General features: G+C 69.1%; 18 protein-coding genes. 5 read left to right on the plus strand and 13 right to left on the minus strand.

Annotated elements, in window-relative coordinates; all coding sequences use genetic code 11:
* Positions 1-35 precede the first annotated feature (35 nt).
* From aliA to badH, 4 genes are read right to left on the minus strand one after another with little or no spacing between them, the layout of a single operon-like run.
* Positions 36-1,679 (minus strand): cyclohexanecarboxylate-CoA ligase, encoded by a 1,644-nt coding sequence (gene aliA / locus BM345_RS27205; protein ID WP_093386300.1) that lies wholly within the window; start codon positions 1,677-1,679, stop codon positions 36-38.
* Positions 1,680-1,709: 30 nt separating this feature from the next.
* On the minus strand, positions 1,710-2,861 hold the full coding sequence (gene aliB / locus BM345_RS27210; RefSeq protein ID WP_093386303.1) for a cyclohexanecarboxyl-CoA dehydrogenase: 1,152 nt from the start codon (positions 2,859-2,861) through the stop codon (positions 1,710-1,712).
* Between the two features lie 26 nt (positions 2,862-2,887).
* A complete protein-coding gene (gene badI, locus BM345_RS27215; RefSeq protein WP_093386306.1) occupies positions 2,888-3,670 on the minus strand; it encodes a 2-ketocyclohexanecarboxyl-CoA hydrolase in 783 nt (260 codons plus the stop codon).
* Between the two features lie 30 nt (positions 3,671-3,700).
* Positions 3,701-4,468 (minus strand): 2-hydroxycyclohexanecarboxyl-CoA dehydrogenase, encoded by a 768-nt coding sequence (gene badH, locus BM345_RS27220; protein WP_093386308.1) that lies wholly within the window; start codon positions 4,466-4,468, stop codon positions 3,701-3,703.
* Positions 4,469-4,619: 151 nt separating this feature from the next.
* Here badH and BM345_RS27225 point away from each other — a divergent pair, with 151 nt between their 5' ends.
* Positions 4,620-5,129 carry a MarR family winged helix-turn-helix transcriptional regulator gene (locus tag BM345_RS27225; protein ID WP_093386311.1) on the plus strand — a complete coding sequence of 170 codons (510 nt, stop codon included), beginning with the start codon at positions 4,620-4,622 and terminating at the stop codon, positions 5,127-5,129.
* Positions 5,130-5,223: 94 nt separating this feature from the next.
* Positions 5,224-5,988 carry an SDR family NAD(P)-dependent oxidoreductase gene (locus BM345_RS27230; RefSeq protein WP_175545168.1) on the plus strand — a complete coding sequence of 255 codons (765 nt, stop codon included), beginning with the start codon at positions 5,224-5,226 and terminating at the stop codon, positions 5,986-5,988.
* A gap of 6 nt (positions 5,989-5,994) precedes the next feature.
* On the opposite strand, the gene BM345_RS27235 is transcribed toward BM345_RS27230, so the two are convergent.
* Positions 5,995-7,554 (minus strand): hypothetical protein, encoded by a 1,560-nt coding sequence (locus BM345_RS27235; RefSeq protein WP_093386316.1) that lies wholly within the window; start codon positions 7,552-7,554, stop codon positions 5,995-5,997.
* Positions 7,555-7,693: 139 nt separating this feature from the next.
* On the opposite strand from BM345_RS27235, the gene bla reads away from it, so the two are divergent.
* A complete protein-coding gene (gene bla / locus BM345_RS27240) occupies positions 7,694-8,626 on the plus strand; it encodes a class A beta-lactamase (RefSeq protein ID WP_175545169.1) in 933 nt (310 codons plus the stop codon).
* On the opposite strand, the gene BM345_RS29915 is transcribed toward bla, so the two are convergent.
* Complete coding sequence (locus BM345_RS29915) at positions 8,623-8,865, minus strand: hypothetical protein (RefSeq protein WP_139237634.1); 243 nt, start codon at positions 8,863-8,865, stop codon at positions 8,623-8,625. The genes bla and BM345_RS29915 overlap by 4 nt on opposite strands.
* 194 nt (positions 8,866-9,059) lie before the next feature.
* Here BM345_RS29915 and BM345_RS27250 point away from each other — a divergent pair, with 194 nt between their 5' ends.
* The gene (locus BM345_RS27250; protein WP_093386323.1) at positions 9,060-9,467 is read left to right on the plus strand and encodes a nuclear transport factor 2 family protein; all 408 of its coding nucleotides are present in this window, start codon (positions 9,060-9,062) and stop codon (positions 9,465-9,467) included.
* A gap of 45 nt (positions 9,468-9,512) precedes the next feature.
* Here BM345_RS27250 and BM345_RS27255 read toward each other — a convergent pair whose 3' ends face one another.
* A complete protein-coding gene (locus BM345_RS27255; RefSeq protein WP_093386326.1) occupies positions 9,513-11,312 on the minus strand; it encodes a hypothetical protein in 1,800 nt (599 codons plus the stop codon).
* A gap of 256 nt (positions 11,313-11,568) precedes the next feature.
* Between BM345_RS27255 and BM345_RS27260 the strand changes: the two genes are divergently transcribed.
* Positions 11,569-13,869, plus strand: coding sequence for a polysaccharide biosynthesis tyrosine autokinase (locus BM345_RS27260; RefSeq protein ID WP_093386328.1), 2,301 nt, complete (start codon positions 11,569-11,571; stop codon positions 13,867-13,869).
* Between the two features lie 16 nt (positions 13,870-13,885).
* Here BM345_RS27260 and BM345_RS27265 read toward each other — a convergent pair whose 3' ends face one another.
* From BM345_RS27265 to BM345_RS27290, 6 genes are all read right to left on the minus strand, one after another.
* A complete protein-coding gene (locus tag BM345_RS27265) occupies positions 13,886-14,713 on the minus strand; it encodes an FkbM family methyltransferase (protein WP_175545170.1) in 828 nt (275 codons plus the stop codon).
* A 67-nt stretch (positions 14,714-14,780) separates the two neighbouring features.
* Positions 14,781-15,674 (minus strand): glycosyltransferase family 2 protein, encoded by an 894-nt coding sequence (locus tag BM345_RS27270; protein WP_175545171.1) that lies wholly within the window; start codon positions 15,672-15,674, stop codon positions 14,781-14,783.
* Positions 15,675-15,701: 27 nt separating this feature from the next.
* Positions 15,702-16,586 (minus strand): glycosyltransferase family 2 protein, encoded by an 885-nt coding sequence (locus BM345_RS27275; RefSeq protein ID WP_093386336.1) that lies wholly within the window; start codon positions 16,584-16,586, stop codon positions 15,702-15,704.
* A 19-nt stretch (positions 16,587-16,605) separates the two neighbouring features.
* The gene (locus tag BM345_RS27280) at positions 16,606-17,892 is read right to left on the minus strand and encodes a glycosyltransferase family 4 protein (RefSeq protein ID WP_175545172.1); all 1,287 of its coding nucleotides are present in this window, start codon (positions 17,890-17,892) and stop codon (positions 16,606-16,608) included.
* Positions 17,873-19,438: an oligosaccharide flippase family protein gene (locus BM345_RS27285; protein WP_093386341.1), complete on the minus strand. Its 1,566-nt coding sequence runs from the start codon at positions 19,436-19,438 to the stop codon at positions 17,873-17,875. Before BM345_RS27285 ends, BM345_RS27280 begins: the two co-directional genes overlap by 20 nt.
* The gene (locus tag BM345_RS27290; protein ID WP_093386344.1) at positions 19,425-20,894 is read right to left on the minus strand and encodes a hypothetical protein; all 1,470 of its coding nucleotides are present in this window, start codon (positions 20,892-20,894) and stop codon (positions 19,425-19,427) included. Before BM345_RS27290 ends, BM345_RS27285 begins: the two co-directional genes overlap by 14 nt.
* Between the last annotated feature and the right edge of the window lie 7 nt (positions 20,895-20,901).

The raw sequence follows: 20,901 nt of genomic DNA on the forward strand, positions 1-20,901 counted from the left end.
GATGCAGGGCAATGGACGCAGCGCCGGATGCCGCGTCAGATCTGGCCGTCGCGCAGCATGTCGCGCAGCCTGAACTTCTGGATCTTTCCGGAGGGCGTGGCGGGCATGGCCTCGCGCACCACCAGCCGCTCGGGGATGTACTGCAGCGCGACCTTCTGCGACTTGAGGAAGTCCTGCATGGCGCCGAACTCCAGCCCCTGCCCCGGCTTGGGCACGACCACCGCGCAGGCCCGCTCGCCCAGCCGCTCGTCGGCGTAGGCCACGATGGCCACCTGAGCCACCGAGGGATGCTTGTAGAGCAGGGCCTCGATCTCGAACACCGGGATGTTCTCGCCGCCGCGGATGATCACGTCCTTGCTCCGTCCGCTGATGCGGATGTAGCCCTGGGCATCCATGTGCGCCAGGTCGCCGCTGTCGAACCAGCCGTCCGCATCGGTTCCGTTGAGGTGCGGGCGCTTGAGGTAGCCGCCGAAGTTGGAGCAGGCGCGCACCACCAGCTTGCCCACCTCGCCCGTCGGCAGCGTGCTGCCGTCCACGTCGATGATCTTCAGCTCCACGCCCGGCAGCGGGCAGCCGTCGGTGGTGAAGGCGCGCTCGTCGTCGTCGTCCAGGCGGATGAGCGTGACCGCACCGTTCTCCGACATGCCCCAGGCCGAAACGATCTTGGTGCCCAGGGTCTTGCGGGCCTGCTCCACCAGCGCGCCGGGAATGGGCGCCCCGGCACACAGGAAGGTGCGCAGGCTGGGCACTTGCAGGCCGCTTTCCTGCACCGTGCGGGTCAGGTCGGCGAGGAAGGGCGTGGAGGCCATGGTGAAGCTCACGCCCTCGCTGCGCACCAGATCCACCGCGCGGCGCGGCTCCCACACGTCCTGTATCACCGCGCTGGCGCGCAGCATGATGGGCATCATCAGTCCATACATGAAGCCGGTCTGGTGCGCCATCGGCGATGCCATGAGCACCACGTCGTCCTGGTTCAGCCGCAGGCGCTCGGCGTAGGCCACGATGTTGGCCATCAGCGTGTTGGCCGAGTGCATCACGCCCTTGGGCTCGCCGGTGGTGCCCGAGGTGTAGATGAGCTGCGTGATGTCGTCCGGGCCGGGACGGCTGCGGGCGAGGATCTGCTGCGCATCCGGCGCCTTCTCCCATTCGGGCTGCACCAGCAGCGCCTCGAAGTCGTCCTCGCCGCCACCGCCCACCACCAGGATGCGCTGCAGGCTGGGCAGCTCGGACTGCAGGCCGCGCGCCATCGTCTCGTGGTCGAAGCCGCGGAAGACCTTGGGCACCACCAGCAGCTTGGCCTCGCCGTGCCTGAGCATGAAGGACAGCTCGCGCTCGCGGAAGATGTGCATCAGCGGGTTGATCACCGCGCCGATGCGCGAGCAGGCCAGGTACAGCAGCGTGAACTGCCACCAGTTGGGCAGCTGCATGGCCACCACGTCGTTGCGGCCCACGCCCAGCTTCGCGAGGCCCACCGCCATGCGGTCGGCCAGGCGCGCCACCTCGGCATAAGTGAAGCGCTGCGTCTGACCGGCGTCGGCGCGCACCGCGGTGAGCGCGACCTTGTCCGGGTAGCCGGCTGCGCAGGCATCCAGCTCGTCGTTGATGGTGCGCTCATGCCAGTGGCCGAGCTTCACGCTGTGGTCGCGGCGCGGGGGCAGCAGGACGGGATCGAATTCCATGGTCTGTCTCCTTCGTTCGTGTTCGTGGACTCAGGCCGGCACCGCATCGCGCCCCGCGCGGGTGCGGGCGATGATGGTCTTCATGATCTGGGCCGTGCCGTCGCCGATCTGGAAGCCCAGCACGTCGCGCATGCGCTGCTCCATCGGCCCGCGGTCGTAGCCGCCGTGGCCGAACATCAGGAGGCACTGGTGGATCGCGTCGTAGGCCAGCTTGGGCGCCCACCACTTGCACATGGCCGCCTCGCTGCTGTGCGGCGCGTTGCGGTCCTTGAGCCACAGGGCCTGCAGGCATAACAGGCGCGCTGCCGTCACCTGCGTGTCGAAGTCCGCCAGCGGGTGCGACACGCCCTGGAAGGCCGAGAGCGGCTTGCCGAAGGCCTCGCGCTGGGCCACGTATTCCCAGGTCTCTTCCAGCGCCACGCGCGCCACCGCCAGCACCTGCAGGCCGATCAGGGCACGCGAGAAGTCGAAGCCCTGCATCACCTGCACAAAGCCCTGGTTCTCGTCGCCCAGCCGGTGCGAGACCGGCACGCGCACGTTCTCGAAGAAGATGGAGCCGCGGCCGATGGCGCGCTGCCCGTGGCAGTCGAAGCGGTTGCGCGTGACCCCCGGCAGGTCCATGGGCACGAACAGCGCCGTGACGCCACGCGCACCCGACTCCAAGGTGCCGGTGCGGCCGAAGACCACGGTGGCGTCGGCCTGATCGGCGGCCGAGATGGAGGTCTTCTCGCCGTTGATTACGTAGTCGCTTCCCACCCGCTCCACCCGCAGCCGCAGGTTGGCCGCGTCCGAGCCGCCGCGCGGCTCGGTGAGCGCGATGGCCACCAGCGCCTCGCCGCGCGTCAGGCGCTGCAGCCAGGGCGCCACCACCTCGTGCTGGCCGTGGTGCGACAGGATCTGCGCATTCAGCGAGGCCAGCAGGTTGATGTAGGAAAGGCTCAGGTCGGCGCGCGCCACTTCCTCGTGGATCACGCCGGCCGCCAGGCAGCCCAGGCCCTGGCCGCCCATTTCCTCCGGCAGCTCGGGCGCGATGAAGCCCATCCGGCCCATCTCGGCCATGAGGGTGCGGTCGAGCACGCGGGTGCTGTCGCGCTCCAGGAAGCCGGGAGCGATTCGTTCGCTGGCGAAGCGGCGTGCGTGCTCGCCCAGCGTGATCAGGTCGTCGTCGAGGTAGGGGTTCATGGCGGTCTCCGTGATGGGCGCCGGCCCTATTTCGCGTACTTGCGGAAATCGGGCTTGCGCTTTTCCTTCAGGGCGGCCACGCCCTCGCGCGATTCCTCGGTGTCGTAGTAGAGCTTCAGCGCATACATGCCCATGCCCGCGATGCCCGCCTGGTGCGCCGTGTCCATGTTGAAGCTGCGCTTGGCAATCGCGATGGCGGTGGGGCTGCGCTCGCAGATTTCCTCGGCCCACTGCTGCACCGTGTCGTCCAGGCTCTCGGGCGGCACGCAGACGTTGGCCAGGCCCATGGCCACCGCTTCCTGTCCCGAGTAGCGCTTGTTCAGGTACCAGATCTCGCGCGCCTTCTTCTCGCCCACCACGCGGGCGAGGAAAGCGGTGCCGTAGCCGGGATCGACCGAGCCCATCTTGGGCCCGACCTGGCCGAAGACGGCCTTCTCGGAACAGATGGTCAGGTCGCAGATGGTGCACAGCACGTTGCCGCCGCCGATGGCAAAGCCCTGCACGCGGGCGATGACCGGCTTGGGCACGTTGCGGATGGCGTCGTGCAGCTCTTCCATCGGCAGCCCGATGGTGCCGCGGCCGTCGTAGTTGCCGTCGTGCGCCGACTGGTCGCCGCCGGTGCAGAAGGCGCGATCGCCCGCACCGGCCAGCACGATCGCGCCCACGGCGCGGTCGTAGCCGGCCTTGTTCAGCGCGCGGATCAGCTCGTCGCAGGTCTGGCCGCGGAAGGAGTTCATCTTCTCCGGCCGGTTGATGGTGATCCAGGCCACGCCCTTGCGGACCTCGTACAGGATGTCTTCGAAGTTCATGCTCGTTCTCCTTGGGTTTGAGGCGGCTTGTCAGCCGTTCATCGTGAGACCGCCCGAGACGCTCAGCACCTGGCCGGTGACGAAGGCGGCGTCCTCGCTGGCGAAGAAGAGAATGGCGCCCGGCAGGTCGTCGGGCTGGCCGATGCGGCCCAGCGGAATGGAGCGGGTGAAGGCCTCCATCAGCTTCTCGGGGTTGCCCGCGCCTTCCTTGTAATCGGCGAAGAGCGCGGTGTCGGTGGGGCCGGGGCACACCACGTTCACGGTGATGCCGTGGCGCGCATGCTCGCGCGCCACCGTCTTGGAGAAGGCCACCAGCCCGCCTTTGCAGGCCGCGTAGACCGCCTCGCCCGAGGAACCCACGCGAGCGGCATCCGAGGCGATGTTCACGATGCGCCCCGTCTTGCGCGCCGCCATGCCCGGCAGTACCGCGTGGTGCATGTGCAGCGCGCCAGTCAGGTTGATGGCGATCAGTTTTTCCCACTGCGCGGGCTCGGTCTTCGTGAAGGGCTTGAAGACGTCCCAGCCGGCGTTGTTCACCAGCACGTCGACGGGGCCCTGGGTGTCGTGCACCGTGGCCACCGCGTTGTCGACGCTGGCGCGGTCGGTGATGTCGCAGCGGTAGGCCTGCGCAGTGCCGCCATCGGCGCGGATGTCGGCGGCCACGCGCTCGGCGGCCTCCAGGTTCAGGTCGAACACTGCCACCTTGGCACCCTCCTTGGCGAAGCGCCTGCAGGTGGCGCCGCCGATGCCGCCGCCGCCGCCGGTGACGACCACGGTCTTGCCAGCAAATCTCGTCATGATGTTTCCCTTTCTCGGAACTGCCTTGCTATCGTTTCGAACAAGTACCCAGGAAGTCCGGCAAGGCATCGGCGCAATCGGGTAAACATGTTGACGTAATATTAGGACGCGGGCTGCTGCTTGGCAAGCCCTTCTCCACACCGGAAATCCCATGGAAAACCCTAGCAGGAAGACGACAGAAACACGAATGGAGCTGGCCAACCGGCTCTTCTTTCGGCTCTACCAATGCGCCAACATGTTGCATAAAACAGGCTCGCGTGCGGTGGAAGAGGAAGGTCTCACCACGCAGCAGTGGGCGGTGCTGGGCGCGCTGTCGCGCGAGAGCGTGAAGCCGGGCATGAGCATGGGCGACCTGGCGCGCTACCTGATGGTGAGCCGGCAGAACCTGTCGGGCCTGATCAGCCGCATGGAGCGCGACGGTCACGTGAAGATCGAGCCCGACGAGCGCGACCGACGCTCGCGGCTGGTGACCATGACCGACTCGGGCCAGCATGTGTGGCAGGTCCTGGCGCAGCCGAAGATCCGCAACTATTACGAAGACGTGCTGGGCGACTTCTCGGTCAACGACCTGACGCACACACTGCACTACCTGCTGAAGATGCTGGAGAACATGCAGCGCATCGACAAGGAAACTCCGCAGGACGCCGAGAGCGCCGAATAGGCGCCGCACTTCTTCGCTGCAAAGCAGCTTTGCGCAGCACGCCGACCGGCGCGCCACCCTCGCCCTAGAGTGGCGCAAGAAGGAGACGCAAGGCGTGACGACACAGCGATTCGAAGACGACACGGTGGCCCTGGTCAGCGGCGCGAGCCAGGGCATCGGCAAGGCGATCGCGGTCGCCCTGCTGCAAGCGGGTTGCCGCGTGGCCATCACCGACGTGCAGCAGGACAAGGCCGAGGCGGCCGCGCGCGAGACCGGCCTGGGGCCCGGGCGCTGCCGCGCCTATGCGCTGGACGTGCGCGACACGGCGCAGTGCGAAGCCGTGGTCGCGGACCTGCGCGAGCACTGGGGTCCGGTGGGCGTGCTGGTGAACAACGCCGGCATCCCCGGCCGCAGCCCGACGGTGGAATCCAGCGGCCTGGCCGAGGACATCGACCGCGTGATGGCGGTCAACGTCAAGGGCGTGGTCAACCTCACCACCGCCTGCAGCGAGGACCTGAAGCACACGCGCGGCGCGGTGGTGAACATTGCATCCATCACCACGCTGGTGGCAACCCGCGCCCACATCGCCTATGGCGCCTCCAAGGGCGCGGTGGGCCAGCTCACGAAGTTCCTGGCGCGCGACCTGGGCCCGCACGGCGTTCGCGTCAACGCGGTGGCCCCCGGCCTGGTGATGACGCCGCTGACCGACCACATCGCCAACGATGCACAGCGCCTGGGCAACATGGTCGAGCGCACCCTGCTCAAGCGCGTGGCGCAGCCCGAGGACATCGCGGGGCCGGTGGTGTTCCTGGCCTCGCCGCAGGCGCGCTACGTCACCGGCACCATCCTGCCGGTGGACGGCGGCTACACGGCCAACTGAGTTCGATCAGGCGCCTTCGGCCAGCGCCGCCGCGCGTTCCAGTTCGCGGCGGAAGAAGCGCTGGTCCATGGCAACCAGGCCGGGCAGGCGCCTCAGCGCCTGCTCGCGGCAGCGCGCGAAATCGGCACGGCGCGCGGCGCCCGCCAGTTGCCAGCCATGCTCGACCAGGGCCGCGGCCTGCTGCGCCGGCGTGTATTCGGTCCGCGCCGCGAGTGCGCTTTCGGCCAGCATCGCGCTCAGGTCGATCCAGTCGCGCACCTGCCCGGGCGGCCCCAGCAGCGCGGCGGTGACGCCCACCTTCTCGCGCACGCGCGCCAGCGCCAGGGCGGGCGCGCTATCCGCGTCCGGCGTCTGCCCGGCACCCCGTGCCACCCGGCAGACGTTGATGAGGTTCCACGGCGAGCCCGCCGCCAGGCCGTGGCGCTGGCACAGCCATTCGCCCAGCAGGATCCAGCGGATGGCCTCCAGGCGCGTGCCCTGCCGCGCGACCTCGGGCGGTAGCCAGGCCTCGAGCAGCCACAGCGTGTAGCCCAGGTTGGCGGCCACGCTCTCGAGCAGCGTGAAGGCGTCGCTCTCGGTGGCGCAGATGAGGGCCTCGCGCAAATCCGCCAGGACGCCCCGCACCGCCTCGGGCCGCGCCGATACGGGCACGGCGCCTTCCACCAGGCGCGCACGCATCACCAGGGCGCGCAGGTTGTGGAACTCGCAGGCGATGCGCGAGTTCACGCGCCACACGGCGCCGCCGGGGCGCTGCGCCTCCAGGCTCAGTGCGCGCAGGCCAGCTTCGGCGCGCGCCAGCCGGCGCGACTGGTGGTCGCACCACACGAGACCGATGCGGGCCAGCGCCAGCGCCACCTGCTCACGCGGGTCGGCGGGGTGCGCGCCCATCTCGCGCACGAGCGTGCGCAGGCCGCGGCGCGCGGCCTCGACGTCGCCGGCGCGGCGCCCACTGCGGGCGGCATAGAAGCGGCTCCAGGCCCGCGCCAGCCGCTCGTGCGGCGCCAGGCGAAGCTCGGCCAGCGACTGCATGGAGCGCGCATGGCGGGCGCCGCCCTCCTCCTCGCTGCGCTGGCGCGCGTCGAGCAGCGCATACCAGCGGTCGAGGTCGTCGGGCACGCCCGGGTGCGGGATCTCGGCTGCCGCCGACCCGGCGCGCTGCGCCCGGGCCAGGCCGACGAAGCGCTCCAGATCGGCAGGCGTGGCATCCTGCTCCCCCATGCGAAAGCGCAGGCGTGCGAGGCACGCCGCGTCCAGCCAGAAGGGGCCGCGCGAGCGGCCGCGCAGTGCCAGCGTTCCGGGATGCGCGTCGGGGTCGCTGCCCCAGCCCAGCGCCAGGTCCAGCGGCTGCAGGCTGGCGAAGAGGCGCGTGAGCGCCATCGGCAGCGCCGAAGGCGACTGGAGTTGCGCCGCCACTTCGTGCGCGCTGACCAGGCCGCTGCCCTGCCCGCCTTCGCGCGAGCGCCAGGCGATGGCCGCGAGCAGCCACGCGCACACCCTGCCGACCGGCGTGCCGCCCACGGAGAAGGGCCGCTGGAGCTGAACTTCGATGGTGTCGGATCGGGACATGGCAGCAGCTTGTTATGTTCGTGATGACGGTGACGAAAGTTGCATTCTCGCGCCTTGCACCGGCCGCGCGGCGCCCGGATAGTGCCAGCCAGGCGAGCCATTCGCCAGCCCAATCACCGGAAGACTCCACGACACCATGATGAAGAACAATCGCCCCGCTTTCGACACACCCATGCTCTCGCGCCGCGGGTTGCTGCTCACCGCCATGTGCTCCGCCAGCGCGGCCTGGGCCACCGATGTGTCCGCGCGGCGCGCCGGTACTGAAGCGCAGGCCGCCGCGGCCCTGGCCGAGATCGAGCGCCGCAGCGGCGGCAGCCTGGGACTGCATGCCATGGACACCGGCAGCGGCCGCACGCTGAGCCACCGCGGCGAGGAGCGCTTCGCCATGGCCTCCACCTTCAAGCTGCTGCTGGCGGCTGCGGTTCTGCATCGCAACGACCAGGCGGCGGGTGTGCTCGACGAGCGCTTGCCCGTGCGCAAGACGGACCTCATCGCGCATTCGCCCATCACGTCCAAGCATCTGCAGGCCGGCTTCATCACGGCGCGCGAGGCCTGCGAGGCCACGGTGCAGGTGAGCGACAACGCCGCCGCGAACCTGCTGCTCCCGCTGGTGGGCGGGCCCGAGGGCCTGACCACCTTCGTGCGCGAGCGCTGCGGCGACGGCGTGACGCGGTTGGACCGCACCGAGCCGACCCTCAACACCAACCTGCCGGGCGACCTGCGAGACACCACCACCCCCGCCGCGATGGCGCGCACCACCGCTCGCTTGCTTACCGGCGACGTGTTGTCGGGCCCCTCTCGGACGCAGCTGAAATCATGGCTGGAGGGCGCGAGCACCGGCATGGCCAGGCTGCGCGCGGGCCTGCCCAAGGACTGGCGCACCGGCGACAAGACCGGCACGGGCGCCAACGGCGCCGCGAACGACGTGGCCGTCACCTGGGCGCCGGGCCGCGCGCCCATCGTGCTGGCGGTCTACCTGAATGGCTCGACGCAGCCGCCAGCGGTGCTCGACGCCACGCACGCGCAGGCCGCCGCCGTGGTGGCGGCCTTCTTCACGGGCCCGAAGGGCTAGCCCGCGCCCGCCTGCGCCGGTGCGGGTGTGCCGGGTGGCTCGCGCACCGGGATGTTGGGATGGGCGGGCGGATCCTCCACATCAGGATGGTGTGGCAGCGGCTGCGGCGGGACCTGGGGCTCATCCGGCAACTCGATGCCTGGGACGTCGGTTCCAGGCATGGGCGGCACCGGCTCGGGCGGGGGCACATCGCCCGGCTGCAGTACCCACGGCTTTCTCTGGGGTTCGTTGGCTCGCATGGCGTCCTTGCGAAACTTGCGTCGAAGCTCCAGCCTAGAAGCTCCATCGCCTGGCATCTGTCAGACGACGCGCCCGGCCGGCGCGGGCTTGGAGCGACGCTGCTGGCGCAATTGCAGCTTTCGATGCCTTGACCTAGATTGCTCACGGGCACGATGGCGTGCCGAGCCTCTTCCACTTCGAAAAGGAGTCCCCGATGTCCGACGCCCAAGTCACCCCGGAATTCCTGCAAGCCTTTGCGGACGCCTTCAATGCCCACGACGCCGACGCGCTGATGCGCTTCATGACGCCGGACTGCGCCTTCGAGGCCTCCGCCGGCCCGGATGCGTGGGGCACACGTGCAGAGGGTGCCGCGGCGGTGCGGGCCGCCTTCGTCGACGTCTGGACCCAGTTCCCCGATGCGCACTGGGGCGAAGCGCGTCACTTCGCCCTTGGAGACCGAGGTGTGTCGGAATGGACGTTCACCGGCACGCGGCGGGACGGCAGCCGGGTCGAGGTGCACGGCTGCGACCTCTTCACCTTCAGGCACGGGAAGATCGCATTGAAGAACTCGTATCGCAAGAACCGCCCGCCAATGCCAGCGCCGACGGCGGTTGCCCCTTGAAGGACAACAACATCAAGGCCAAGTAGGCCTGCCCCGGCCACGCTTTCAGCGCCGCACCGTCACCTGCCGGATGCTGAAGCGCGCGTTGTCCGGCGTGGGTGCATAGAAGCAGAAGTTGTAGCCGTACAGGCCCACGAAGCGCGCGTCCGGCAAGGTCCAGGTCTTTTCTCGCAGCGAGGTGCCGCGAATGCGGAACCAGCCGCTGTCCACCGCCTTCAGGTTGTTGCCGTCGGTGGCTGCGATCGGCGCGCCCGACTCGTAGACGAGCGTGAAGCCTGGGTCGCCGCTGCCGTGGCCGCGCAGCTGCGCCGTGATGTGCACCGGCCGGGCGGCATAGGCATAGCTCATGAAGACCGGGTCCACCGCGAAGCAGGCGCCGATGCTGCCTTCGACGTCGAATTCCGCCTGCCCGTCGGCCACGGTCACCGCCGGCGGATGAACGATGAAGACGCCGTCGGGCCGCTCGCCGGCCGTGAGCTGCACCGAGGTCGATGCACTGTGGTCGCCGTTCCACGGGAAGGGCTTGCGCAGGTTCGCCGTGGCTTCGGTCAGCCATTGGAGTGCGGTGGCCGAGCCCGCCGGTGCGACCAGGATCGACGGCGCGGCGCCCAGGGTCGGCGTGCGCGTGGTGGTGGCTGCGCCGGTGCGAGGGTCCACCTTCTGCACCTCGGAAGGCAAGGACAGCGTGGCCGATTGCCCGGGCCGCGCCCATGCCGACAGCACCACGCCCTGCGGACCGAGGAAGACGAAGCCGTACCACGCATTGCCGGGCTGCAGCCAGCCGGCAAAGCTCGGCCGCGGCCCCAGATGCGTCGTCATGCTGCGCATGGCGAACCACGCAGGCCGCTTCGCGCCGTCGGCCGTGGTCAGGCCCATGCTCAGGCCTTCGCTGTCGCGCGGGTCGAACCAGTACACACGCGACACGCCCTGGGCAAAGGCCATGGTGTAGATCTTCGCCAGCGAGTCCGCCTGCCCGGCCGCGCCGCCACCAATCCGGCCAGGCGGCGGCGCCGCCGCGGAAGCGCCGATCTCGGTGAACCACACCGGCACGCCCGCCCTGGCGGGGTTGCGCGCCCTGAGCATGCTGCGCACGCGCGGCACGATGGACATGAACTGCCCTTCCCAACCTTCAGGCAGCAGGTCAGCCACTTCATAGGGATGCAATGTGACGAAATCAAACTTGTCCGCTGCTCCCGCCTCGATGGTCTCGGCCAGCCAATTCACATGATTGCTCTTGGCCGCCAGGCCGACCTGAACGCTCGCATCGACCGCCTTGGCCGCGTCGTAGGCGGCCGCCACCACCTGGGCGTACGAGCGAGGGGACTTGTCCTCGGTGAAGTTGGGCGGCTCGTTCCAGACCTCCCAGTACTTCACCTTCCCCTTGTGGCGCCGCACCTCCTGGGTGACGTAGTTGCGCCAGCCCGCCAGGTCATCCACCGGCAGCGCGAATGGCGGATCCTTGCTGCTCCATTGCAGGATGCCCACGGCCGACATGCCGGACGCGAGGATGGGCGCGAGCTGGTCGTCATTGGCCACCGCGTGGAAGTTGCGCACCGAAGTGATGCCTGCCTCGGACATGGCCGGCAGCCACGCCTGCGGATTGCGCGAAAGCGCGGCCGAAGGCGCGGCGCCCCAATGCTCGCCGTCTGCAAGAGCAGCAGCCTGTTGCACATCCGGCGTGATCAGCCCCGCCACGGTATCCGTACTGCGAGATGAAGTCGCGGTCATGTCCGACACGCCTTCGTCCGTACCGCCGCCACAGTTTGAAAGCGGCAACAGCGCGGACACGACAAGCGCCATGGCGACGAATTGGCGGCGCGACACGTGGTGGAGGTCGAGATTCATGACTCGTGGGGCTCCCTTGCGTGCAGTGCCTTGGAGGGCAACTGCGGCTGCAGCGGCAACTGCCAACATCACGTCACCGCTCTTGCAATGGGCCACGTGCGCCGATGCGAAGGATGGTAGGAGATATCACGGAGTCCCTCATCGAAGAGGGCGTTACCAAACGCATCGCGCACGCCATGTCGGCACGGTTTCTGCAGGCCATCTCTGATGACCGTCGCATGACAGCGTGGCGCGTGCACCAACAACTGCTCTTGCCATGAACCGATTTCCGATTGCATCGACAACCGCGACCGACCTGCGACAGCGCCCGGCGCGCGCCGCCGGTCCCGCCAGCGCGCCTGTGGTGCTCGAACAGGAAGAGGCGCCACGTCTGGCCGTGTACAAGGACATCCTGCTGGACCACAAGTGGCTCATCGCAGGCACCCTCGTGGTGGCCCTTGTCCTTGGCCTGCTCTACATCGCCTTGGCTACGCCGGTCTACCGCGCCAACATCCTGGTGCAGATCGAGGACTTCTCGCCCGAGAGCAAGAGCACGCTCAACGAGGCCTCGGGCCTGCTCGATGCAAAGACACCGGCCACCGGTGAGATCCAGGTGCTGGCCTCGCGCCTGGTGCTCAATGCTGCGGCCGAGCAGACCGACATCCAGGTCGACGCGAAGCCACGCCTGCTACCGCTCATCGGCGGCTGGCTCTCGCGCCGCGCGAGGCAGCTGTCGGAGCCGGGCTTTCTCGGCCTGGGCGGCTTCGTGTCCGGCACGGAGCGCATCCGCGTGGCGCGCTTCACCGTGCCCGACTCTCTGGAGGACGGCAAGCCCTTCATCGTGACGGCCAAGGGCGACGGGCACTTCACCGTGCGGCACGAGCTGCTCGATGCACCACTTGAAGGCGTGGTCGGCAAGCCCCTGCGCCACGCGCTGCCCGAGGGTGCGCTGGACATCCAGATCAGCGAACTCACCGGCAAGCCCGGCGCCGACTACACCGTGGCCGTGGCCTCGCGTTTTCGCGCCATCGAGAGCTTGCAGGAACGGTTGCAGCTGGGCGAACAGGGCCGCCAGTCGAACGTGATCGGCGTCAGCCTCGAAGACACCGACCGCGAGCGCCTCGCTCGCACCCTCAACGCCATCGGCGAGCAGTACGTGCGGCAGAACATGGAGCGCCGCGCGGCCGAGGCCGAAAGAACCCTGGCCTTCCTCAACGGGCAGATGCCGCAGTTCCAGAGCCAGTTGCAGGCCTCCGAAGATGCCTTTGCCCGCTTTCGCAACAAGAACGGCACCGTCGACTTCGACGAGGAAGCCGCCGTGTGGCTGAAGAAGACGGCCGAGCTGCAGACCATCCTCATGGAGCTCAAGCAGAAGCGGCGGGAATCCGAGCCCACCTTCACCGACCAGAGCCAGCGCATGCAGACCCTCGACAAGCAGATCGGTGCGGTTCAGGGCGAACTCGATGCGCTCAACGCCAAGGTGTCCGGCATGCCCAACGTGCAGCGCGACGCGCTGCGGCTGGAGCGCGACGTGCGCGTCAACAGCACGCTCTACCAGTCGATGAAGAACAACGCGCTGCAGATGCGGCTGATGAAGGAAGGCAAGATCGGCAACGTGCGCCTGATCGACAAGGCGATGGTGTCCAAGGTGCCTGTCAAGCCCAAGAAGTCGCTGGTGCTGGCACTGGCGCTGGTGCTGGGCTGTTGCGTGGGGCCGGGGCTGGCCATCCTGCGCACGCGCACCAAGGCGGGCGTTCGCAATCCGCAGGAGATCGAGGACCACACCGGCCTGGACGTGTACGCCGTGGTGCCGCAGAGCGAGGAGCAGCTGGTGCTGGACCGGCAAGGCGACAAGACTGCCACCGCGTCGGTGCTGGCCGACGCCAGCCCGCGCAGCGCCGCCATCGAGGCCCTGCGCGCCCTGCGGGTGGGTCTCAAGCCCGCGCTGGCGGAGGCCAGCAACAACCTCATCTTCATCACCGGTGCCACGCCGGGCATCGGCAAGAGCTTCATCGCGCGCAACTTCGCCGCGCTGCTGGCGCAGTCGGGCAAGCGGGTGCTGCTCATCAACGCCGACTTCCGCAAGGGCGAGCCTCTGGGTGCCTTCGGGCTGCCGCAGACGGGTGGCTTGTCCGAGATGCTCGGCGGCCGGCTGAGCGCGGCGCAGGCCATCCATGCGCATGTGCGACCGCACCTGGACGTGCTCACCACCGGTGAGTTGCCCGAACTCGCCGCGGACATGCTGGAATCCGAGAGCTTCAGCCGTGCGCTGGAGGACTTCTCGGCCCGCTATGACCTGGTGGTGATCGACGCGGCCCCGGTGCTGGTGGCGGCCGACGCGGCCGCGGTCGCCCCGGCATGCGGCGTGGTGCTGCTGGTGGCGCGTGCCGACCACAGCGAACTGGGCGAGCTCAACGAAAGCATCCGGCGCCTGAACCAGGCCGGCGCGCGCATCAGCGGCGTGCTGCTCAACGGCATGGACTTCAGCCGCCGCTACAACGGCGCCAACGGCTATCGCATGGGCAGCTACCGCTACTCCGACCTGAAGTCATCCATCTCGCGCCCCGTCCAGGGCTGAGCCGGCAGCGGCCCGCTCAGGAGAAGGTGTTCGAGATGCTGAACACGTTCTCGTTGCGGTAGATGAAGTCGCGGTTCTTCTGCGAGATAGCCTGCAGGAAGTTGTGCGAGGTGGCCTGCTTGGGCAGCATCCAGTCGTGCAGCTCGATGATCAGGAGCGGAAAGGCATCGAGCCACTCGGTGTTCTTCTCGAACAGGTTTTCCTCGAAGCCTTCGATGTCGATCTTGATGATGAAGGGCGTGCAGTCCTGGTACTGCGGATCGCCGAGGATGGAATTGACGCTGATGATCTGCGTCTTGCCCGTGTCGCTGGTTTCGGTGCGGTAGGCCCAGTTGCCCCGCCCCGGGTCCACGATGTCGGCCCATGCGTCGGAGTTGCCGATGCCCGCGAGCAGGAAGCTGACTTCCGTCTCGGGGTTGTTGAGCCTGGCCATGGCCATGTTCTTCTCTTCCGGCTCCACGCAGACGACGGTCGCGCCCGGGTAGGTCTCGGCGAAATACCGGGTGGCCAGGCCGGTGTTGCCGCCGCAGTCGATGATCAGGGGCCTGCGGCCCGACTCGAGGATGCTGTCGTAGAAGCGCTGCAGCGCGGCGGCATGGTCCTGGCTTTCCACCGCGTAGTCCTCCTGCACGAAGATCTGCCGCACCACCGAGACATCGATGTCGTCCCTGGACCTGACGCTGAAGAAGGACCGGTGGTCGCGGTCGTAGATGAGCTGCGTCGAGAACACGCCTGGCGTCACCTTCAGGAAGCGGGGCCGCTTGCCGAACAGGCGGGCTGCATAGAAGTTCGGCAGGCCGAAGGCCCATCTCGCGAGTTCCTTGGCATGCTTCGAATACGACATGTGGACGAACATCGTTGTTGTCTCCTTCTACATTCATTCCATCGAGGGAGGCCGGCACGGCCGGCGCTCAGGATTCGACAACCGCACGCGCCTTGCGCGCCGCGCCGCCACCCAGGCAACGGCCCGCGTAGCCCTCGGCCCGGCCCAGCGCCACGTTCAGGTAGTACGCGGCCCGGTTCAGCTTGCCCTGGAGCAGCGACAGGCCCGCGCCGCCGATGGGCCGTATCAGGTACCTGGCCTTGTAGGCCCAGCCGTAGCCGTGCTTGCGCAGCACATGGCCCATGCCCCTGGCGTAGCGACGCCCCTTGTCCTTCATGGCGTCGTCGGGATTGCGCGTGTCGAGTTCGGGATGGTGGGCGAATATCTCGGGGTCGTACCAGGCCGAGAAGCCGCCGCGCAAGGCGCGGATGGTGAGCTCGGGCCCTTCGCAGGACTGCCAGGGCGTGTCCGCGCCCACGCCGATCGCGTCGTCGTAACCCCCGATCGCCTCGAACACCCGCCGCCTGAAGAACACCACCCATTCGATCTGCGTGGTGAACACGTTCTGCAGATCGACCCGCTGGGCGCGCGCTTCGAAGCGGCCGTTGATCGAGCGGCCGTCGGGCGCCGCCGCCCGTCCGCAGACGATGTCGGCGCCGGTGGCCTCGAAGCACTGCAGCACCTTGGCGATCAGCTCGGGCGGGTAGGTGCAGTCGTCGTCCGGAAAGCAGAGGATCTCGCCGCTGGCCTTCGCCAGTCCCAGGTTCCTGCCCCGGCTCAGGCCCTTGGACATCGGGCTGGCGATGACCTGGAGCGGGAATCCGGGCTCGAGCGCGCTGCAGGCCTTGCGCACGCGGCCGTCGGGGTTCTGGTCCACGATGATCAGCTCGAAGCCGCCTGGCTCCAGCGCCGCCAGTGCATCGATGAAGTGCAGCACCTCGTCGGTCCTGCCGCGGGTCGACATGACCATCGAGAGTTTCATGGGCGCATCCATTCAGGTCCTTTTCTCTCAGAAGCGAAGAATGCGTTCCGGATCCACGCGCCCGCGCATCCAGTCCCACAGGGCCATCACATTGCCTTCCAGGCGCCCTCGCCGGTCGACCCAGGGCTCCGGCCGGAGGCTGTGCACCAGGTTGGCGGCAATGTTCTTCAGGTTGCCGTGCACGGCCTGCAGTGGCGACATGTTTCCCTTTCTCATGATGTAGATGCGGTTGGCAACCTGCGAGTAGCCCAGTTGCTTGCCGGGGCTGCGCCCCGAACGCTTGGTGCCCAGGTGCACGCCCCGCAGCGCGGTCGAATGCACGATGCGCCCGTATGGCGCGAGCTGCCGCGAATAGTCCACGTCCTCCAGCCAGCCATACAGCGGCAGCCGCTCGTCGAAACGGATGAGGTGGCTGCGCGCAGGTGCCAGGCGGATGGCCATGTTGCAGCCGTAGGCGTTGAAGGTGGGCGTGAGCTGGGGCGCCTGCGGATCTTCCCCGGCCAGCGAGAGAAGGCGCAGGCCTTCGTCGTGGCTGAAGCCCGGTCCCAGGATGCCGTCGGCGAGGACCCGCCCGGTGGCCACCACGACGTCGGGCCGGTCGGAGAACAGGCGCTCGGTCTGCACCAGGTAGTCGTCGGCGGCCAGGAAGTCGTCGTCGAAGAACACCACCACGTCCGCATCGGTGGCAGCGATGAGCGCGTTGCGCTGCGCCGGCAGCCCGATGGGCCCGCTGACCACCCGCGTGGGACAGGGGAAGCCTTCGAGGCATCCGAGGTCGATATCGGTGGGCCGGGCGGGGCACACCAGCAGCTCCTCGGCCGCACGGGTCTGCCGCGCCAGGTGGCGGATGGTGTCGCACAGCACCTCGCGACGGCCGGCAGTGGCAATGGCGATGGCGATCTTCAGGCGCATGAAGTCCTCCCCTTCGTCGTCATGAACTCAGCCCGCGCCGCAGCGCCGGCGCCGCCTGCGGCTCGCCGCGCTGCAGCTGCCGCTCGGCCGCGCCCAGCTGCGCCTGCATCAGGCCGGTATCGGCCAGCGAATGGCCCAGCACGGTTTCCAGCAGCCGGCAGGCGGCCCGCCGCCAGGTGAACTGCGCGGCATGCGCCCTGCCCCGCTCCTGCGTCTGGTCGCGCAGCTGCGCGTCGCTGCACAGGCGGCGGATCTGCTGCGCCCACTCCTGCGGATCCTGCGGATGGGCCCACAGCACCGCGTCGCCGCACACCTCGGGCAAGGCACCGCGCGGTGCGACGATGGCCGGGCAGTTGCGCAGCATCGCCTCCAGCGGCGGCAGGCCGAAGCCCTCGGTGGTGGACGGGAATGCCAGCGCGGCCGCCTGCTGCAGCAGTCCGGCCAGTTCCTCGTCGCTCACGAAGCCGAGGAAGCTGACGTTGGACGGCACCTTGTGGCCCTGGCGCTCGAAGTCCTCGCGCGTGGCCGGCCCGAACAGCGCCAGCGTCACGTCCTTGAGCATGGGCGACTGGAAAGCCTTGAGCAGCACCCCCACGTTCTTGTGCGGCTGCGTGTTGGCCAGCGCCAGCACATAGGGCTGGGCCGCCAGGCCGGCAGACTGCACCTTGGCCGGGTCCGGCGCGAGCCGCAGCACATGGTCGACGCCGTTGTGGATCACGCGGATGCGCGCGGCATTGGCCACGCCGAAATGGGCCAGCTGCTTGCGCGAGTACTGCGACACGGTCAGCAGGCTGCGGTTGCTCCTGCCCAGCAGGGGCAGCACCGTCCGGTACCAGGCGCGGAAGGCGCGCGAGTACGAGGCCGGCGAGCTGTAGACCTGTGCGTCGTGCACCAGGGTGAAGGCATTGCGATAGACCACCGGCCCGATGTTGCACAGGCTGACCAGCGTGCTGCCGCGCGCGCGCCACGGCAACACCAGCTGTTCCCACAGCAGGCCGGTCAGGCGCATGAGCCTGGGCCCCATCTCGCGGCGCCGTTGCCGGCGGTCCACCTGGATGCACGACAGGCGCAGCTCGCCCAGGGCGGCCTCCGGCAGCCCGCCCGGCACGAGCAGCCGGCAAGGCATGGCGGCAGCCAGGGCCGGGTTCTCGGCGAGAACCTTGTCCAGGGCCACCAGCATCTCGCGTGCCACCCGGTAGACGCCGGAGCGGCTGGTGGTCGGCTGGAGGAACTTGCCGTTGATGACCAGCCCCGGCGCGGCGCCGCCCTCGGCCATGGGCATCAGATCAGGAAGGTCGTTTGGCATGGGCCTCCATGGCGCCGTCCGGCGCGGTTGCGGTATGGGCATGCACCCGTGCGCCGGCAGTGCGCCGCCGGGCGAAGCGGTTGCGGATGGACTCGACCAGGTGCTGCTCGAGACCGCCGGGGCGGCCGGCGATCTGCCAGGCCAGCAAAAGCGCGGCGGCATAGGCCAGCCCGCTGGCCAGGCCGATCGGCACGGCCAGCGCAAGAAGTTGCGGCACGCCCCGCGCGGCCATCAGCGCGGGCTCGGTGAACCACAGCAGCGCGGCCGCGGGCAGCATGGCCGCCATCGGCCTGAAGAAAGTCATGAGCTGCGCCCCGACGCCCGCGCCGATCAGCCGCCGCACGACGAACAGCGCCGCCACGGTGCCGAAGAAGGTGGACACCAGGCTGCCGGCCACCGCGCCCGCGATGCCCCAGTGCACGGCCCCCAGCCAGACCAGCGGCAGGCGCACCAGCAGCTCGATCATGGTGCGCATCGCCAGCCAGCGGGTGCGGTCCAGCGTCATCGCCAGCGGCGAAAGCAGCAGGCCGGGCAGCGAGCACAGGGCCATCACGCTGATCCAGCGCAGCCACTCGGCCGCCGGCAGCCAGTTGGCACCCAGGGCAACTCGCACCAGCACCTCGGGCCACAGCACGGCCAGGCCCATCACCGGTGCCATCACGGCGGTGATCGCGTGGGCGAGCCTCAGGTAGCGCGAGGCGCGCGCATCGTCCTTCGCCGAGGCCAGCGCGGGCATCGCCGGGCGCACCAGCGGCTGCATCAGCACCTGCAGCGGAATCTCCGCCAGCTGCTTGCCCATGGTGTACTGGCCGAAGGCGGTGGCGGTGGTGAAGCGCGGCAGGATCAAGCGGTCGATCTGCCAGCTGAGCGCCGCGAACAGCTGCGAGATGAAGTTCCAGCCCAGCAGGTCGGAGAAGCGCGACCAGTGCACCAGCGTCAGCCGCGGCTGCAGCGGCGCAATGACGTAGGACAGCAGCGTGGCCACCAGCGGCGCGCTGACCGTGGCCGCCGCGATGGCCCAGTAGCTCTGCGTGCCGACCGCGATGCAGACCGACACCACCAGCGCCACCACCTTGCCCGAGAGCTCCATCACCGCATCGGGCCGAAAGTTGAAGTTGCGCGCGAACTCCACCATGCGCGGATTGACCAGGCCGCGCATGGCCGGCGCCAGCGCCAGCACCGCCAGCAGCGCCACCAGCCGCGGCTCGTGGTTGAAGGCGGCCAGCGGCCAGGCCACGGCCAGCAGCAGCAGCGCCACGGCCAGCCCGCGCAGCAGGCTCAGCGTGAAGGCGGTGTTCAGCATGTCCGGCGTGAGCTCGGGCACACGGATCAGCGCGGCCGCCATCGGCAGGTCGAACAGGGCCTCGATGATCAGCACCGCTGCCATCGCCATGGCCACCAGGCCGAACTCCGCCGGCCCCAGGAATCGCGCCAGGCACAGCAGCAGCACCAGGTCGATCGCCTTGGTGCCCAGGCGCGTGCCGACCGTCCAGGCGCCGGCGCCGAGGGCACGGCTGGCCACGCTGGGGCGCTCAGTGCCGGGCATGGGCCTCCCGATCGAATGGCAGTGCCGCGGATGGCTGCCACTGCGCCGCCAGCTGGCGCTGCCTGAAGACCAGGGGCCGCGTCACTGCGACAGCGAAGCCGTAGAGGAAGGCGTTGAAAAGGCCGAAGTCCGGCGTGGTGGCGATCAGCAGGCTGGTGAAGAAAGGCGGGAGGCAGGACCAGCGGATGGCCGACAGCAGCGCGCGCGCCTGCGGGTCCTGCTGCGGCGGCTTGCGCAGCACCAGGTTCTGCAGCAGGAAGACGCCATAGCAGGCGGTGGCGATCAGGCCCGCATTGCTGGACAGCGCCACGGCGAAGTTGGACGCGCGCGTGCTGCCCAGTCCGACCCCCAGGCCCTGCGTGGCCATCAATGCATGCAGCGAGACCTGGGTCCACATGCCGCGCTCCTCGTAGGAGCTGCTGGCGGACTTCTGCAGCACCATCAGGTCGAAGATCTCGCGCATCGAGGCCAGCACCTGCGGCATGGCCAGGAAGAACAGGCCCAGCGCGGCGGCACCCAGGGCACCCAGCCAGAACTCGGCGGCCAGGCCGCGGCGCAACTGGGGCAGGATCCGGCCCGACACGGCCATCCGCCAGCACCAGTCGCCCGCCACCGCCAGCGCGAACAGCCCCAGGCCCAGGTAGGCGGCCGACGAGGTGGACATCCAGGTCAGCAGCAGCAGCATCACGATCAGCACCGGCACCAGCCGCCCGCGCACGAAGCCGGGCGGCATGGCGCGCCTGAAGAAGTACAGCGAGGCCAGGAAGCCCAGTGCCAGCGTGCCGTAGGAGGAGGCCTCCGGCATCAGGCCAACCAGGCGCTTGACATCCAGCAGCTCCACATCGGTCAACAGCGCGTAGCTGGCAGTGCGGAACAGTTCCAGCGCGGGCCCGATGGGCAGGTACTGCGAGGCCAGGTCGAGCACGCCGGTGAGCACCGTGAGCGCCGCGCCCAGACACAGCGCCCGCATGGCGTGGCGCTGCATCGCTTCCGCGCGCAGCATGTGGGCGAAGCTGAAGACCGCCAGCACCGAGATGCTGACGTACACCAGCTGCGAGATGTTCTGCGTGGTGGGCGCGAGCAGCGCGGTGTCGGCCTGGCCGACCGAGCGCACCGGCACGATCTCGATCACACCAGCCAGCAGGCGCGGAACGAAGGCAGTGGTGACGGCAGCCACCAGCCAGAACAGGAACAGCGGCAGCAACTGCGAGCTCTTCAAGGCCGCGTCCACCGCCGTCCTCACGCCGCCCGGGCTCAGCATCCGGCGGGCGATCAGCAGCATGGCGACGATGGGCGTGGGCGTCAGCGTGAGGCCGCCCGTCACCTCGGTCGGGATCGCGGCGAAGGAGCCGAAAGGCATGGAGGCGAAGAACAGGTACATCAGCGCCTGCTCCTTGCGCTGCAGCAAGGTGACGAGCACGAAGGTCCAGAAGACGGCGATGGGGATCGCTTCCATGGCTGCG

Source organism: Variovorax sp. OV329 (assembly GCF_900114785.1).
Lineage (GTDB): Bacteria > Pseudomonadota > Gammaproteobacteria > Burkholderiales > Burkholderiaceae_C > Variovorax.